The sequence below is a fragment of the Flagellimonas marinaquae genome, from assembly GCF_023716465.1.
GTDB classification, from domain to species: Bacteria; Bacteroidota; Bacteroidia; order Flavobacteriales; family Flavobacteriaceae; genus Flagellimonas; species Flagellimonas alginolytica.
In genome coordinates, this window is sequence record NZ_CP092415.1 from 613,245 (window position 1) to 630,059 (window position 16,815).

The following is a 16,815-nucleotide window of genomic DNA, read 5'->3' on the forward strand; positions in this document are numbered from 1 at the left end:
ACAAGATACTAAAAAACAATACATTATCACTCAAAACAGATCATATTTTCGGGCAATGGTTATTCTTTACCGTCCACGTAATCTTGTAGGTAGGCAAACCTTTCGGTCAACTTGCCATTTTGGGTCATACGCGCCCTATCGAGTATGCCTTGTGCATCTTTGTTAAAAAAGGCCGGGATAACGTAATTTGAAAATGCCTCCCCGAATCCTACGCTGGCATCCCGGGGCAGTTCGCACGGTAAATTGTCAACCGCCATAACTGCTATGGCATCCTTATTTTTATAATCGGTTTCATTCTCACCAATAGGATCATAGCCATATACAGGGTCCGCTATGGTGGATGGACGGATGGTGGAGGCCACAGGACCATCTATATCGCAACTGATATCGGCTACTACCTTTATTTTGAAATCGGGGTGTTTGGCATCTTCCCGAGTGTACAGATAAGGCGCTCCATCTCCATAAAAATGTCCGGCAATATAAAAATCGGTCACCTTGGCAAAACGGAAAAAGTTGGACTCATAGGCCTCTGGGTTCTCAAAAAAGTCAGCTTTGTTCCCCCGTACCCCATCTTTACGTTTATTGTATTCCGAAGCATCTATCTGACAATAGACCGGGTATTCAAAATCATCTTTTAAATACTCCGTCACCCCAACCTGACGCAATCCCATGGCATGGAGCATTTCCTTGGCACCATTGCCGACTCTTCCCTTGCCTGTGAGCAATATTTTAATTTGGGGAAGTTGTATTTTTTTGAGTTCGTTGATCAAAGCCTGTTGGTCCACAAGTGTCTCGGCCTTTGGCAATTGGTAAAGATCGTGTTTAAGCCCAAAAGCCCTAAACCCATTGTAGGCACCCACAATCCCGGCGTATCTGCCAAAAGCTACCAATCTTGCTCCCTTTGTATTGGTGATCACCTCGTGATCGTAGAGCTCTATGTTCTTATCCAATATGGCTTTCAGCAAATCTCTGTTATAGGGCTGCTTTTTTATGGTATGGGAAAAGAAGAAATACTTTTTGTTGGGTATCAAAGCGTTAATGGGAACCTCTTTTACGCCGAGCAGGACCTCGCATTCTTCTAGGTTTTGAACTACTTGGAGTCCTTTATTGATATATTCTTGATCGGAAAACACCCGAATTGGGGACGATTCCACTAAAATTTCGGCTTTTGGAAATTTGGAGAGGACATTTTGACATTCCCCTGGCGATAGGACCACCCTAAGATCGGGCGGATTTTTGCGCTCCCTGATGATTCCGAACTTCATATAAAATTTGGTATAATTGTTGACCAAAATAAGGGTAAATGGCAGGGTAAGCAAACTTTTTATTGTTTGATGGATATGATTTACCTTTGCCGACCGCGTTAGGGATAGAGGCGGCATCCTTTTTCTGCAATTTTGAGCGTAGCCAAGTGGCAGAAAAAGATAAAGCCGATAGCCCGACCAAAATATTGCGAAGCAATGTTTGGGTAACGCCCATTTTTCGACAGAGCCTTCACAGATGGCGGTCGAAATACCAAGTGAGGATATAGTTCTTTGATAAAAAAGTGAGTTTACGTTTAGGCCCTTCGACTGCGCTCTGGGCATAATTCGTTTACGGTAAGCAAAGCTTACCTAACTCATTATGGGGCCGACCGGTTTTGACAGCAAGACCAATGGCGATGTAAGCATGCCGAGCGCTGGGATACAGCTCGTAAATCTCATGTTTCACACTTTTAATTGGCGAAAATAATTACGCTCTTGCCGCATAATCTGAATTATAGTAAGATGTGCCTCGTCCCTACAAGGTAGGGAAGCGAGATGTTCCTGAATAGCCCTTGTTGACGGCGATTCGTTTAGGAGCACCAAAAAAGTCAACACAAGGGTGTCCGCTCGCTTTGGCGGTGCCTCTAAAATCTTAAGAAGCTAAGTGTGTATTAGGCCGTATCTGGTCAGGTATGCATCGAAAATTAAGCAGATACTAAGCATGTAGAAAGCATGGTTATTGCTTGTTTGGACGAGGGTTCGAATCCCTCCGGCTCCACTAAAACACCATCAAAACAACACATTAAACCTGTAAATAACTGATTTACAGGTTTTTTTATTTTATTTGGTTTCACTTGAACTCAATTAAATTCAATTTAAAAGGCACTAAATCGATACCCATTTTAAAAATTGCAAAAAGGTATCGATTTCTCTGTAATTTATTCTTTTTTAATGATTTACAAAACTACAATGAATTATTTTTCATGCCTTTATTGACATAAATCGATACCCAAAATATGTCAAATTCCTTTGCTGTCTTATTTTACCTTAAAGACAAACGCCTCGACAAGAACGGAAAAGCTGGACTATACCTTAGATTAACGGTAAATGGCCAACGTTCCGTAATAAGCCTCCATAGAAAGATCGACCCTGAAAAATGGGACTCAAGAATGAACAAATTGAAAGGAAAAGGAATTGAAGCAGAAGTATTAAATCGATTTATGGCCACTGTTCGTCATAAGGTGAATAAAATTCACCATGAATTAGTAGAGGAAGGAGAATTTTTCACAGTACATGATGTAAAGGATAAATTTTTAGGCAATGACAAAAGAGTCAAGATGTTGTTGGAACTTTTCGATGAACATAACCAGCAAATGAAGAAACTGATTGACATTGAATTCGCCCTGGGCACCTACAAAAGATATCATACCACAAGAAACCACATAGCTGAGTTTGTTAAGTCTGAATTCCAAAAATTAGACATCCCGGTCCGAGATGTGAATTTAAAATTCATTAAAGGATTTGAATACTTTCTAAAAACAGCCAAAGAATGTAATCACAACTCTGCTTTGAAATACATCAACAATTTCAAGAAGATCATTCGAATGGCAGTTGCACATGAATGGATCAGTAAAGATCCTTTTTACAACTACAAAGTGCAATTCAAAACTGTGGAAAGGGAATTCTTGTCCAAGGAAGAACTGCAAGTCTTGGTGGACAAGAAAATTAGGGGCGAACGTCTTAATGTTGTACGGGATATGTTCGTGTTCTGTTGCTATACCGGCCTATCTTATATTGATGTCCAAAAGCTACATCCTGACAATATTGTGAAACATATTGACGGGAGCCTTTGGATAAAATCACAACGCACCAAAACAAAATCCAGATTGGGCATTCCCCTACTCCCAACAGCGTTGGCCATTATAGAAAAGTACCAAGACCATCCTAAGGTTATCAATGGGGATTGTGTATTACCTGTTTTGAGCAATCAGAAATCAAACGCCTATCTTAAGGAAATTGCTGACCTCTGTGGCATCAAAAAGAATCTCACCACTCATTTAGCCAGACATACTTTCGCTACCACTGTAACTCTTTCCAATGGAGTTCCGATAGAAACAGTAGGGCAAATGTTAGGTCACAAAAATCTAAGGACCACCCAGCATTATGCCAAGATCATTGATAGAAAGGTTAGTGAAGATATGGCCACCCTTAAAGGTATCTTGGCAAATGAACAAGTACAAAGACTTGGAAAAAAGACAAATACTTAGCATGTTATTTTCCAAGACAAGTTTTTTAACGAATTATTTATGCCTGTCACGCAGGGGGTCGCAGGTTCGAGTCCCGTCCAGACCGCTAGTAAAATCAAGCCCTCACAGATGTGGGGGCTTTTTTGTTTCTAAAAAGTGCATAGTCTCTATTTTCTAAATAAACTTTAACATTTCTTAACTTAAAAGACTGTAATCTTCATTGATGACCATGACTTTTATATTTTGCTTTGAGCACTAGACAGGAAAATGTACAAATAAATGTAGTGGGGGGAGGGTTCTCATTAGAGAATTTCGAGAATTTGGATTTTTCCAATCTGGAATTGACAGAAAGCCATACTGGACAATTAAAAAAATAGACTACCTTTTTTTTGATGAAAACTATTTTGCTTCCCTAACAGCTATTGAAAAGGGTTTCATTAAAAATTAGTTCTGAATTAATATTTCGCTTATATAATTTCTGATTTGTACTAAGTCTTCATTTTCACCATTCAACCATCTCTGAATAAATTGTCTTTGAACACTTAAAACTGCTTCCGCACCTTCTTCGCCCAGAATTAAGCTGGAAACAAAGGCGAATTTTTGTTTTGTAGATTGAATGTTCTTAAGGTATGTCAACTGTACGTCTTCAAACGAATCTGAACTGGCCCAGTCCAAAGTTAAGTCATAGTTTCAACTTTTGAATTTGGTGCTCTTTCCTTCTTTTGAGCATCGTTCTTTTCTTTATCAATTTACGGTTTTCCAATATCTTTTTGTCCAATCCAAAAATATACGGTCGCCGGCGTCAGGTTGTCCAATGATTCGTGGTATCTCCTATTGTTGTAATAGTCCACGAACTCTTCCAACCTTTCCTTGAGTTCCCCCGGTAGATAGTAGTTGTCCAGTTTGATGATGTTCTTCATCGAACGGTGGTAACGCTCTATCTTGCCCTGCGTCTGGGGATGGTTCGGTTTACCCCGGATATGCTCCATCTCTTTTTTCTTTATGAACTCCTTCAGTTCGCCACTGATGTAACAGGGCCCGTTGTCCGACAGGAGCCTTGGCATTTGCCCCTTGGGCAGCGACACTTTTTCCAGTGCCCTTCCCACTGTTTTCTTCACATCCCCTGCGTTCATCGAGGGGCAGAGTTCCCAATGGACGATATAACGGCTGTAATCGTCCAGAATGGTCGAGAGATAGTACCATCCCCATCCCACGATCTTCAGATAGGTGAAGTCCGTCTGCCACATCTGGTGAACCCTTGTGGTCTTGTCCCTGTACTCCTTTGAAGCGGCCATGGTATCAAAGGCAGGGGATGTCACCAGTCCACGGGACTTCAATATGCGGTAGACACTGCTCTCGGAGATATAGTATTCCCGCTCATCGGTCATCTTACAGGCAAGTCCACGGCAGGATTCCTCCGGGAAGTCCAGGGCCATCTCCACGACCTGCGACCTGATCTTGTCGGGTATCCTGTTCCAATAGGTGTTCCTGGCCCTTTGGCTCGGGGCAAGCCCATCAAAGCCACCTTCGAGGTACTTGCCATACCAATTGTAGAAGGTGCTCTTGTTGACCCCTATTTCCTTCAATGTCCTGTTCACGCCTATCTCAGATGTCTCCACAAGCTGTATGATCTCGTACTTCTCCTGTTGGGTAAATCGCATATACTTCCTCCATTTTACCCTAAGCCATTGGTACTTTTTTTGAGCACCCGGTTTTGGAGCAATAGCTCGGCCACCGTTTCCTTGAGCTCGGAGTTCTCCCCACGGAGTTCCTTTACCTCACTGGTATTGGCCTCGCGCATGGTATCGCCCATAAGACGTTTTTTTCCAGGTTCAAGAAAATCCTTGCTCCAACGGTAATACAGTGCCGGGGCAATGCCCTCTCGCCTGCAGATGCCCGATACGGATTCCTCGCCCTTGAGCCCTTCCAGTACGATTCGGATCTTTTCCTCGGCGGAGAACTTCCGCCTTGTCTTTCTCTTGATGTCCTTTACGATTGATTCCGTGTTCTTCTTCTTTGTCATTTTAAGTGATTTAAATGGTTAATGAATCCATCTTCAAGGCTAGCCTTGAAGATAACAAAACCATCACTTAACTTTAGACCAAGTTCAGTCCACTTTTAGTTGAAGATTTACACCTTGTATCATGTACTTTTTTATGTTTAATGCATTACACGCCAAAAAACTACAAAAAACTCCATTTCAGTAATTATTTCGATCTGGGTCTTCAATGCATTGAAGGTATTGCAATCGTGTTTATTATATACTAAGTACATCGTATCGTAAACTTGGCCAAACCCTACCAACAGAATACAATGAAGCAAAAACAATCTACGGTACTGTTACCAATGCAGAAATGAGATTAGAAATCCAATTCACCACCCTTACAACCCATAAAGATTCTTAAAAAGGGTCCGAAATTTGAAAATCAGGAGTCCAAACCGATATTTATAGTTGATTTTCGGTAAATAGCCAAAAAACTAAAATAGCCGTTCTTTCCTTTAAAATGGTTTTAATAGATTATTTTGTAACCAAGTGGCTACAATAGGAAATTTATCATTATGAGTATACACGTCCTGATTGTTGACGACGAAAAAATTGCTAGGAATCGAGTTCGAAAACTCTTACGGGAAATTCCAGAGGTCACTAAAATCTCAGATAGTGCAAATGGCACCAGTACTATAGAAAAACTTTCCGAAAGCTCCCCTGATATTGTTATTCTTGACATACAATTACGTGACATGAACAGCTTTCAGGTTTTGGAAAAAGTAAATCTAAAAAAACCTCCCCACATTATTTTTGCCACTGCCTACGATCAATATGCTTTAAAGGCATTTGAATTCAATGCCATCGACTATTTACAAAAACCATTTAAGGACGAACGCTTTTTCGAAGCCATAAAAAAGGCGATTTATCAGATAAGCTCCTATAACAAGGAATTGATCAAGGAGAACATCCACAAGTTGTTATCCCATTTCCCTGATCTACAAACAGCAACCTCCGCTAATGTGGATAGAATACCAATTAAGACAGGAACCAAGATTACATTTGTTTACGGCAGAAATATAAAATACATCATTGCATCCGGTTATTATTCAGAAATTCATACCATCGAAAAAAAACAGCTATTACGGGAGTCATTGGCCAATATAATCGTTAAACTGAAAAATCCGGCTTTCATAAGAATTCACCGTTCGTTTATTATCAATTCTGATTTCATTAATGAAATAACCTCCACCACCTATGGGGACCTGAATGTAAAAATGTCAGATTCCAAAATCTTCAGGGTAAGTAAAAGTTATAGAAAAGAATTTATGGATAAAATGGAAATTTAAGACTTCCAAGCTTTGACATCATCATAATCAGCGCGATTATCCAGATTTCTTGAAGTGATACTTTTCCAAGAAAAAAACCCTCCTATTTAGGAGGGTTCTTTATGCACTAACTAATCTCAAAAAAAACTAATTCTGATCTGCCTGGGTCAAATTTGGATTTGCATCTATTTCAGACTGAGGAATCTTAAATATCCAGTCATCGTTCACCGAAGGCCTTTCCACTTGGAAAGCCCCTTGGTAAAGCACGGCAGAAGCTCCAGAACCACCATCGGCAGCGTGGTCTATTCCTTCATCCCATCTTATTTTATCCGTATATCCAAAGCCTTCGCCCCAAAGTTCCAAACGTCTTTGAAACTTGATGTGTTCCATTAAGGATTCCTTGGTATTGTACACGGTAACATCATAAGAACTATCACGTTCTTCACCCAAAGGCCTTAATGCTTCTTGTGCTCCTGATATATCATCCATCATGGCCTTCGCCTCAGCCTCGATCAGATACATTTCTGAGGATCTCATGTAAATCACATCATCCGGTGCAATATCAGCGGGAACAGCATTCTTCAACTTAAAGTGCATATAAGGATGGAGATTAAACCTCGTATTGATACCATATGTAGCGTTAATCTCTGCTCTTCTCGCATTGAACTCTGCCTCATCAATGTAATTTGGATCATTTCCAAATCCTCCTTGACCATTGGCCGCTGAACTATTGGTATTCGGTGCATCAATAATGAATACTTTCTTTCTATAGTCCGTATCCGGAATAGCATCGACCAATCTTCTATCGGCAATCTTTGGATTGTTTCTAATTTGGCTTCCGTTAAATGTATTACTGGCCAAATAAAAATATGACCTAAAAAATGTGGTTTCCGCTGCTATCACATTGCTTCCCCAAATCACCTCTGACAGATTATTTGTATTAAACCCTGACAACCATTCTTCTTCTCCCATGATTGGATAATTTTGTCGGGCCATTACCGCTGCATCTGCTGCGGTTTGCCAATCTCCTTTCGACAAAGCCATACGGGCCAATAATCCATAGGCCACATCAATGTTCAACTGTGATTTGACTTCAGGGCCTCCGTTGGGTCTTCCGGTACCATTTTCAAAAGCTGCAATCGCAGCATTTAGATCTGACTCTATCTGATTATAAACCTCTTGAACTGTTGACCTTGGCTCACTGGTAAATGGTGTTTCAGAAGAGAACAAAAGGGGGACACCTGGATCCGAAGAAGGGTTTCCGATTAAATAACCTTTCGCATAATGTTGCACTAAAGAAAGATAGGCGTATGCCCTATAGGAATAAGCTTGACCCAGAATTTCATTTAGCATCGCAGAATCAACAAACGATCCGTCCGTGCCTCTGTTGATCAACAGGTTGGCTCCGGATATGATATTATAGCGGTGATACCACAACAGTTCACTAGTAAGTGACGTAGGTATGGTATGCTCGTTCCATTGCATTACATCCCTCCATCCTAGATTATTCGCATTGGCTGAATGGATAAGATCACCACTAAGGTTGTCACCCATGGGCACCCAAAAATGATTGTTTGCCCTCTCTGAGTCCCCCCCTGGAAATATGGTTTGCGATTGGGAATATAGTCCTCTATGCAATCCATTAAGTATAAGTTGCATATTTTCCTCATTGGCCAACGCGTCAGATGCGGAAATGGCATCCGTTGGTTTTGTTTCCAAAAAGTCGTCGTCGCATGAAGTTATGGCGATTGCTAAAACCGCCAATAACAATAAGTTTAATTTTCTATACATATTCTTTTTTTTTAAAATGTTACATTCAATCCGACTGAAATAATTTTAGCAGGATTAAAGTCATTACCACTTGGTGTTCCTTCGAGATTGAACTGTGGATTCAATCCCTTTCTTTCGCTTTTTAAGTAAAGGTTTTCACCTGATACGGAAACCCTTAATTGGTCGAGCCCCAATTGGTCTGCTATCTTGTCATCAAAGGTGTACCCAAGATTAACGTTCTTAAGTGCCCAAAAAGAAGCGTCTGTCAAGAAACGGTCGGACGCGGCCCTAACAATATTTGGATTACCGTTTTCCATTCTGGGTATATCGGTAATATCCCCTGGCTGCCTCCAGGCCTTCAAAATATCCGGATGTAGGGATCTTCCGTACGTTCCACTATGCATCATCGCTGCATATCCCAAGTCAAGAAACTTGCCGCCAACACCATAATTAACCAAGACATCCAATGAAAAACCCTTGTAGCTCAAGGTATTGGAAATGGACCCTAACAAATCTGGTATCGAACTATCATCAGTATAGGCCCGTTCGGTTGCTTGCCAGTCATTGGTTGTGGCTATTTCGCCATTTTCATCCAACACTGGAACGCTATTTCCGTCTTCGTCCAACTCGTATTGTAAAAACAATTGATCACCGTTCTCTGGATCGACTCCTGCCGTCCTTAAAATATAAAAATCAAATAATGATCGGCCCTCTTCCCATCGCTGCTGACCTTCAATGAACGGATCGGGCAAACTGGTGATCTCATTTTTAAATGTTGAAGCCTGTAAGGATATATCCCATCTAAAATCGTTCTTATTGAGCACATGGGCAGTCAAAGCCATTTCCCATCCTGAATTAAACATATCACCAATATTGGTAGGGACTTCATTAATACCGTTACTAGGAGCAATAGGAAGTAAGTAAAGCAGGTCCGAGGAGTTTTTCCTATAGTATTCCACGGAACCTTCTAAAAAATTATCGAATAAAGCAAATTCAAATGCCACGTCGAAATTTTCAATGGTTTCCCATTGCAAATCCGAGTTACCTATATCCGTGTAAATGATAGCAGGATTGGCTGCATTCGAAGTAATGGAGAATCTTGGCTGAGAAAGGAAGAAATCACCAAGGTCATCATTACCCACTTCACCATATGAAGCCCTTAATTTCAATCGATTGATCCAGGATGAGTTTTCCAAGAATTTCTCCTGATCGATTCTCCAACTGGCACCTATGGAATAAAAGGTTCCCCATCGAGCATCTCGGTCAAATACAGAAGACCCGTCACGTCTGACCGAACCACTGATATAATATTTATTGTCATAATTATAATTCAATCTGGAAAAGTATCCTTCTATACTTTTCCTTGTAGAAGAACCTCCCAAATTCACAATATTGGAAAAGTTGTCAAATTCATAAATTCCATTGGCAGCTTGTACCGTCGACAATCCATCATTACTTGTAAATGTGCGATCAAAGCTTTCGTGTCCAGCGGTGATATCAAAATTATGATTACCAAAACTTTTGACATAGGTCAAAATTTGGTTGAAGTTTTCCACCTGTCTCCTGGATCTAGTCTCACCATAACGTCCTGTGGGCTGGGCATCGCCTATTACCGCGTTCTCATATTCTTTATTCAGGCCTTCATTAATATCCCTGCCATAATTTACCCTAGCGCTCAATCCATCCAAAATCTCCAGATCGGCAAAGAACCGGAACCCATAGGTGTTGTTCCTAGTGCGTTCATCGTTCAATAATAGCTCCTGTAAGGCATGACGTCCCTGATTAACGGGTCTAGATCCAATATTGTACTCGGGATAACCCTCTCCACTATCAAAAACTAGATTTCCAGAGGCGTCAGTTACAAGGTTTCCTTGTAAGTCATTTACATAAACTGGATATATTGAACCGATATTCTTGGCAAATCCAAATGGGTTTACAATACTGTTGGTACCTGCTGAGCTGGGAGCAGTAGCTTCAGTAATCGCAATATTTGCGCTCCCCCCTAAGGTAAGGTTGTCATTTACATCAAACTCAGCATTCAATCGTGTAGTCAAGCGATCAAATTTTGATGTAACCACAAAACTTTCCTCATCCAAATAAGAAGCTGAAAAAAACACTTTATGATCATCCCCTCCTCCAGAGACATTGACATTGTAATTCTGCCTTACACCAGTTCTAGACAATACATCGTACCAGTCAAGACTGTTGTAAATGACATTGGCATTGGGGTTCAATTGACCGTCCGTACCAACAATTTGATCATTAGGCACATCAAACGGGTTATACCCCAAAGCATTATATATGTTTGCCGAGGCAAATGACGGATCTCCCCCTCCAGCACTTGAGTTTTTTAAGGCCTGCCACATGGATTCGTAGTACTGCCCTGGGCCCAGTTCCTGATAGAATGGAATTGCTGTGGAAACCAATCCATATTGCATCGAGGCATTTACCTGAATCCCACCTTTTCTACCACTCTTCGTGGTAATAATCACCACCCCATTGGCTGCACGGGAACCATATAGGGATGTTGAAGCGGCGTCCTTTAAAATAGTAAAGGATTCTATATCTTCTTGATTTATCGTATTCAGGGCACCTTCATACTGCACTCCGTCTACGATGAACAATGGATCGGTATCACCATTGAGTGTTCCCACACCACGGATAACGATACCAGGAGATGAGCCTGGACCTTGAGCGGAGGTAAATTGAACGCCTGTGGCCTTTCCTTCCAAAGCCGCAACGGGAGATGTAACATTTCTGATCGCCAAGTCTTCCGCTCCTACTATACTGGCCGAACCTGTAAAAGCTTCCTTCGTACTCTTACCATAGGCCGTAACGATTACTTCCTCAAGGGCCTGGGCATCCTCCTCCATCTGCACATCAATAGTACTTGAACCCCCAACCGTCCTTTCAATTGTTTTCTGTCCGATGTAACTGAAACGAAGTACGCTTCCTTGTTCGACTCCAATGGTATAATTTCCATCGAAGTCTGTTTGTGTACCAGTAGAGGTACCGACCACTAGAACCGAAACACCTGGTAAGGGTTGACCTGAACTATCGGTCACTTGTCCCGTTATCGTTTTTTGCTGCGCATGGGTCTGCAATGCAAAAAGCATCACCACCATACAAATAATCGTGTTTTTTAACATAAAGAGTTAGTTTTGAGTTAATGAAACCATAAAAATATCCGTTCACCGAACAAACTTTTTACGTGCTTTCACCAACTATTGATTTAATGATCTGAACTAACCTATTATTGAACTGAATGACTGATTTAGCGCATATTTTGCACACCACAACCGGATAAGAGCAAAAAGGCCCCACATATCTGTGGGACCTTGTAGGACATAGTATGGAGAGCCTTTAACATTAAACGTCCCATATAAGAAGTAAGTGTTTATTCTGCACTAGGATAGTATAGCAGAAGGCATATCAATGTGAGTTAACAAAATCCACAACAAGCGCCTTGAAGTTTTCGGGATCACTGATAAATGGTTCATGACTTGAATTCGGAAGCAACTCAAAAAACTTATATTCATCAGGAGTGCCAAAATTATCAAACACCGCCTTGCCTTCCTCTGGAACGATCAGATCATCATATCTACCCCATATGAATAGAGAGGGCAATGTGATACTTTCAACCGATTCAATCAGATTGTCTCCTTCTGCATCGGCATTCAATCTATCATTTACAATTTCAAGGTTGGCAGATAAAAATGCAGGGAAAGCATTGTAAGACGATGCAAAACCGATGCGCAAGTACTGCCTGACCGAAATACTGGCTATTTCCTCGGGGATAATGATCTGGCCCGGCCAGCCAATAAAATCCCTTAAACGATTCTTCTGTTCCCTTGTACTGATCACTTGATTGCTTTCAGCCCACTCCAATGCATCGGACCAATGATTGACCATATTGCCCTTTTCCAGCTCTTCAAGTGCAATGTTCAACATAAATGTTCTCCGGTATTGCCAGCTTAGGTCGAAGTCAAAATTATAGGCGCCATCGACAGAAATCCATCCAGAAATTTTTGACTCAAAATCCTGTGTCATCAAATATTTTGCCCCAATATACCCACCAAAACTTGCGCCCATCAAATAGATATCCGGTCGGTCATACTTCTCCTGCAATACCGTAATGATGGCATCAAGATCTTTAACATACTGTGCAATGGTCAAGGTACCCTCATCAAAATCACCTTGGGCGTTTCCACAACCGCGCTGATCATAATATACCATAGCGAAATTTTCTTCTAAGCCATTGGACCAATCGAACAGATCCGCATTGGCAACATCCAAACTTGTTGCACCAGGGCCACCATTGATATAAATAATAAATTTCTTGGCACTAGTATTGCCTCTTACCAGTACAGGCAGTTCAGTACCAGCAATTCTTACATGAAAGAAGGTCTCGGATGCCTGCTCCAGTTCAAACTTTTCACATGAACAAATCAATATGGCAAGTATTAAAATGTTCAAATATCCTTTTATGTACATTATGTTAACCTATTTTAATTTTAAATTCAATCCAATTTCAAGCATAAAGTATCCTACTCCCTTTGGAAAATTAGGTGTAGCGTATAAAAATTGTGGCTTGATAAACATCCCTATCGGCGACCTATTTTTGGACTTCAATTCTCTTCCAATAGTAAAGAAGATGTTTTTTGCCCAATAATGGTGTCCCGCATGAACTTTGGAAACTTCACCAGTTGGGCCGACTTCAAAAGTATTTGGCACAAACGTCCTTAGGTAACCTAAACCAGCGCCCAATTCGAAGTAACCTCCTTTTTGATTCTGCCTTCTAATCTTTATCTCTGGAATGGCCATCAGACCTGTTTGATACCTCCTATGGTAATAAAAGCCCACAGTTGGTGAAAGTACCAATGATTTATTGATTTGTTTTTCACTTCCCTTTCGTGTTTTTTCCCATTCGGTCAATGTATAATCAAATGACAATTTCAATCCGGGATGTGTTACCATTTCCCCAATGTATGATACTGATATGGACTTGGGAACCAGACTTTGACAAAAGCCATAAGATGACATAAGCATACATATGGGGATGTAACAATATTTAGCAATCGCCAATCCTATCCATCTGAATTTTACAGGAAGCCAAGTCATCTTTCCTGTTTTCACCCTATCACAATTCTTTATGAATACTTGGTTCCCCTCGTGATATAGAAACAAGCTATTCAAGGATATTGATTCTTTCCTATATTTCATCTCCATTGCTTAAATATTTTGTTTATAACGATTACGACCAAGGTTGAACACTCCTATTTTCATCCCGAGTCCCACCGTAAATCCATTTAGATTTTTCAATGTTGCTCCTCTTAGATCACAATTACTTGATAACCTGTACCTCACAACTGTTTCCAACTGTAGGTAACGGGATATGTTGAATAACAGGCTGGCACCTGGCTCAACTATGAACACCTCATCAAAATCATCCGGACGACGATGTGTTTTACTTTCATTCTCCGAGTAGTAATTTTCTATAAAGCCAAAAGTCCCGCCTCCAATGGTGATGGGAAAAGACAAGTTGACCCTGGAAGAACCAAAGAAAATAGGTTCCAAATGAAGTCCACCGTAGACACCGATCAGATCATCATTGACCGCTGGATTATTGTCGATTACCTTTTGTTCCGAAAACAGGAATGTGGCCGTTAGCCCGACCTCAAATCTTTTATTGGCCACATAGGCAAATTTCAAACTGCCCAGATAAGCTTCTTCCCCTTCCAACCTGCCGAATCCTGCATTGATTCCCAAATAAACACCATGAACCCTATTATTTCGGTCATTGAATTCCAAATACGCTTCAGAAGATTGATCTTGGGCATGTAATGGCAAGCAGCAAACCATTATAGCCAGAGCGGCTATCATTGTTCGTTTTTTCATTGATAAATGATTTATATTGATTATGTATTACTAAGGACAAGTGCAATAAATCAAGGTTGCACCAAAAAGAGTCTTTTTAATTCTGTTTAAGTACTATAATTCCTTTTTTTCCTTCCAAGCTTATACTACCATTTCCCATGCCACCTGAATTGGCGGTCACCCTACGTATACGGCCAGAACCCGGGCTAGCCAGACCTGTGGACTTCACATTGAGGTAAGTTTTCGGTATCCTGATCACCCCTTCCTCCAACAAGGCATCCAAACTACAGCCAAACCCTGTTGTATGAATGATGACTTGTGAAGACTCTTCCCTTATTCTTAGGTTGGCGCTTTCGTCAAGTATTTCAAACAGTTCCAGTTCACTAATATCCAATTCAAGGTCCATCCATAGTCCCAAATGCCGAAGGTTCAAATCACTGAACTCCAAGCTGCCATTGATCTCATTCAAATAATCAAAATAGAGTTCGTCCTTACTAGAAGTAATGCGCAACTCCTCGATTTCGCCTATATTCACTATTGACCCTGTTGATTGAAGTAACATGTAGTCCGTTCTGTTCAACTGTATCGAACCATTTTCAATTTCGATATTGGCCCTACCCAACGAATTCGCCTTTAATTTTCCATATTTCAAATTGATGTCAGCTTGTTCCAAATCTGTATTCAGCCATATATCCCCATGTGCCATTTCCACCGTCAACCTACCCCTCCAGTCTTCGATCAAAAGGTTACCAAACTTATTCTGTACCAGTAAGTTTGCATCACTTGGCAGCATTACTGTCAAATCGATTTTAATCTGTCCCGAAGCTTTTTCCATTTCCCTTCCCAACCCAAAATACTTAGCAAGAAAGCCCTCTCTCTGCTTTTCTATAATGGACGAAACATTTATGGTTCCACCACTGTTCTCTTCGACTTTCAACTGTATCCGTTCCATTAAGGAACCATCGTTCTTTTTATCCCTTCCGGATACGGACACATCCATGGTTATGGAAACTTGATTTTTCTGCCATCCAGACAATTTGATATTCCCATAACTGTTCGTTAGGTTCAAGGTGCCGTTTCGTGACATTCCATGAACGGCATGCATCTTACGGTGCTGTTTATCTTGTGCATTCACCCAACCGGTTCCTATAATGATTGCAACCCACACCAATCTAAAGCACATATACCTCATTCTCTGTTAGTTTTAGTTTCTTATGTTCCACCTGTTTCAAAAAATTCTCCATGAGTTCAATACGCATTTTGTAATTCTCGATAATGGCATTGATGATGCGTTCATTATCCAAATTCCTCTCCAGCTCCTTCTTCAGTTCCCTATGTTCCCGATCTAATTCATCCAGGAATTTCAAAAACCTTGATTTATCTTCCACATTAAGTCCAGTGTACTCCTGTATCAAATCAATTTGTTCTTCAACCATTCGCTGATAGTAATCATTGATTTCCATCAATTCAAAAGAAGTGATTGTATTCTCATGGGATGTGCCCAGGAATCCTTGACCCAAGAAAAAATATATTGTGAGCCCCACAAGAAAAATAAAACATGCAGCAAAGCGCACAATAGATAACCTCCATAAAGGGACGTGGACCACCATATCCCTATGATCAAAATTTTCGGTGATAGCGCTCCATATTTTATCCCGATCGGGTCTGTGTTGATCGAACAGGGAAGCATTATTTCGAATATGACGCTCAAAATTGTCCATTAGAGTTCCTTTAAGATTTTAATCAGCTTTTTCTTTGCGCGGTGGTATTGGGATTTAGACGTTGATATGGCGACACCTAGAATTTCACTAATCTCTTGATGATCATAGCCTTCGATAAGGTAAAGTGAGATAATCTGTTTGTATCCAATGGGCAACATCCCAATTCCTATCATTACCTTGTTAACATCGGGCACATCATCGACATATGGTTCCTCTTGGGCATATTGATAAGTGTTTGCAGTAAATGGCTCCCATTCAATTTTATTGACCTTTAGCCGATTGATACACTTATTGATAACTATACGTTTCAACCATGCACCAAAACTGCTCTCATATTTAAACGAGGATAGATATCTAAAGGCATCCATAAAACCTTCTTGTACAATATCTTCTGCGTCCTCTTTGTTTCCCATCATTCTATATGCAGTGTTGTACATGGCATCCACATAAAGATTGAACAATTGTTTTTGTGAGTTCCCATCACCTTGTTTAGAACCTTCAACAAGATCTTTATGAGTAAATTGGATACTAGCGTCCATCTATCCAATGTTTGATAAATTGACAATCCACCCATCTAAGAATAAGGACATTTGAAAATTGTAAGGGTTGCATCAAATGGTTCCTATTTTAGGTTTGTTTATATTG

11 protein-coding genes, 1 other RNA gene and 1 pseudogene are annotated in these 16,815 nt (G+C 40.6%); 3 read left to right on the top strand and 10 right to left on the bottom strand.

Going from position 1 to position 16,815, the window contains the following annotated elements; genetic code table 11:
- Positions 1–59 precede the first annotated feature (59 nt).
- Positions 60–1,265, bottom strand: coding sequence for an NAD(P)-dependent oxidoreductase (locus MJO53_RS02915; RefSeq protein ID WP_252080405.1), 1,206 nt, complete (start codon positions 1,263–1,265; stop codon positions 60–62).
- A gap of 360 nt (positions 1,266–1,625) precedes the next feature.
- Between MJO53_RS02915 and ssrA the strand changes: the two genes are divergently transcribed.
- Positions 1,626–2,025: a transfer-messenger RNA gene (gene ssrA / locus MJO53_RS02920) on the top strand.
- A 235-nt stretch (positions 2,026–2,260) separates the two neighbouring features.
- On the top strand, positions 2,261–3,511 hold the full coding sequence (locus MJO53_RS02925; protein ID WP_252080406.1) for a site-specific integrase: 1,251 nt from the start codon (positions 2,261–2,263) through the stop codon (positions 3,509–3,511).
- A gap of 661 nt (positions 3,512–4,172) precedes the next feature.
- Here MJO53_RS02925 and MJO53_RS02930 read toward each other — a convergent pair.
- A pseudogene (locus MJO53_RS02930) lies at positions 4,173–5,513 on the bottom strand (IS3 family transposase).
- A 536-nt stretch (positions 5,514–6,049) separates the two neighbouring features.
- On the opposite strand from MJO53_RS02930, the gene MJO53_RS02935 reads away from it, so the two are divergent.
- Positions 6,050–6,823 carry a LytR/AlgR family response regulator transcription factor gene (locus MJO53_RS02935; RefSeq protein WP_252080407.1) on the top strand — a complete coding sequence of 258 codons (774 nt, stop codon included), beginning with the start codon at positions 6,050–6,052 and terminating at the stop codon, positions 6,821–6,823.
- A 126-nt stretch (positions 6,824–6,949) separates the two neighbouring features.
- Here the strand turns inward: MJO53_RS02935 and MJO53_RS02940 are convergent, their stop codons facing one another.
- The 8 genes from MJO53_RS02940 to MJO53_RS02975 form a co-directional block, all read right to left on the bottom strand.
- Positions 6,950–8,593, bottom strand: coding sequence for a RagB/SusD family nutrient uptake outer membrane protein (locus tag MJO53_RS02940; RefSeq protein ID WP_252080408.1), 1,644 nt, complete (start codon positions 8,591–8,593; stop codon positions 6,950–6,952).
- Positions 8,594–8,604: 11 nt separating this feature from the next.
- Positions 8,605–11,721 (bottom strand): SusC/RagA family TonB-linked outer membrane protein, encoded by a 3,117-nt coding sequence (locus MJO53_RS02945; RefSeq protein ID WP_252080409.1) that lies wholly within the window; start codon positions 11,719–11,721, stop codon positions 8,605–8,607.
- 283 nt (positions 11,722–12,004) lie between these two features.
- The gene (locus tag MJO53_RS02950) at positions 12,005–13,066 is read right to left on the bottom strand and encodes an alpha/beta fold hydrolase (RefSeq protein WP_252080410.1); all 1,062 of its coding nucleotides are present in this window, start codon (positions 13,064–13,066) and stop codon (positions 12,005–12,007) included.
- 9 nt (positions 13,067–13,075) lie between these two features.
- Positions 13,076–13,396 (bottom strand): hypothetical protein, encoded by a 321-nt coding sequence (locus MJO53_RS02955; protein ID WP_252080411.1) that lies wholly within the window; start codon positions 13,394–13,396, stop codon positions 13,076–13,078.
- A gap of 408 nt (positions 13,397–13,804) precedes the next feature.
- The gene (locus tag MJO53_RS02960) at positions 13,805–14,470 is read right to left on the bottom strand and encodes a hypothetical protein (protein ID WP_252080412.1); all 666 of its coding nucleotides are present in this window, start codon (positions 14,468–14,470) and stop codon (positions 13,805–13,807) included.
- 76 nt (positions 14,471–14,546) lie between these two features.
- Positions 14,547–15,641 (bottom strand): hypothetical protein, encoded by a 1,095-nt coding sequence (locus MJO53_RS02965; protein ID WP_252080413.1) that lies wholly within the window; start codon positions 15,639–15,641, stop codon positions 14,547–14,549.
- Positions 15,622–16,170 carry a hypothetical protein gene (locus MJO53_RS02970; protein ID WP_252080414.1) on the bottom strand — a complete coding sequence of 183 codons (549 nt, stop codon included), beginning with the start codon at positions 16,168–16,170 and terminating at the stop codon, positions 15,622–15,624. The genes MJO53_RS02965 and MJO53_RS02970 overlap by 20 nt, the downstream gene beginning before the upstream one ends.
- Positions 16,170–16,709: an RNA polymerase sigma factor gene (locus tag MJO53_RS02975; RefSeq protein ID WP_252080415.1), complete on the bottom strand. Its 540-nt coding sequence runs from the start codon at positions 16,707–16,709 to the stop codon at positions 16,170–16,172. Before MJO53_RS02975 ends, MJO53_RS02970 begins: the two co-directional genes overlap by 1 nt.
- Positions 16,710–16,815: the final 106 nt, after the last annotated feature.

Coding starts and splice junctions, on each gene's coding strand:
- MJO53_RS02915 (WP_252080405.1), bottom strand. CDS start 1,265: ATGAAGTTCGGAATCATCAGGGAGCGCAAAAATCCGCCCGATCTTAGG.
- MJO53_RS02925 (WP_252080406.1), top strand. CDS start 2,261: ATGTCAAATTCCTTTGCTGTCTTATTTTACCTTAAAGACAAACGCCTC.
- MJO53_RS02935 (WP_252080407.1), top strand. CDS start 6,050: ATGAGTATACACGTCCTGATTGTTGACGACGAAAAAATTGCTAGGAAT.
- MJO53_RS02940 (WP_252080408.1), bottom strand. CDS start 8,593: ATGTATAGAAAATTAAACTTATTGTTATTGGCGGTTTTAGCAATCGCC.
- MJO53_RS02945 (WP_252080409.1), bottom strand. CDS start 11,721: ATGTTAAAAAACACGATTATTTGTATGGTGGTGATGCTTTTTGCATTG.
- MJO53_RS02950 (WP_252080410.1), bottom strand. CDS start 13,066: ATGTACATAAAAGGATATTTGAACATTTTAATACTTGCCATATTGATT.
- MJO53_RS02955 (WP_252080411.1), bottom strand. CDS start 13,396: ATGGCCATTCCAGAGATAAAGATTAGAAGGCAGAATCAAAAAGGAGGT.
- MJO53_RS02960 (WP_252080412.1), bottom strand. CDS start 14,470: ATGAAAAAACGAACAATGATAGCCGCTCTGGCTATAATGGTTTGCTGC.
- MJO53_RS02965 (WP_252080413.1), bottom strand. CDS start 15,641: ATGAGGTATATGTGCTTTAGATTGGTGTGGGTTGCAATCATTATAGGA.
- MJO53_RS02970 (WP_252080414.1), bottom strand. CDS start 16,170: ATGGACAATTTTGAGCGTCATATTCGAAATAATGCTTCCCTGTTCGAT.
- MJO53_RS02975 (WP_252080415.1), bottom strand. CDS start 16,709: ATGGACGCTAGTATCCAATTTACTCATAAAGATCTTGTTGAAGGTTCT.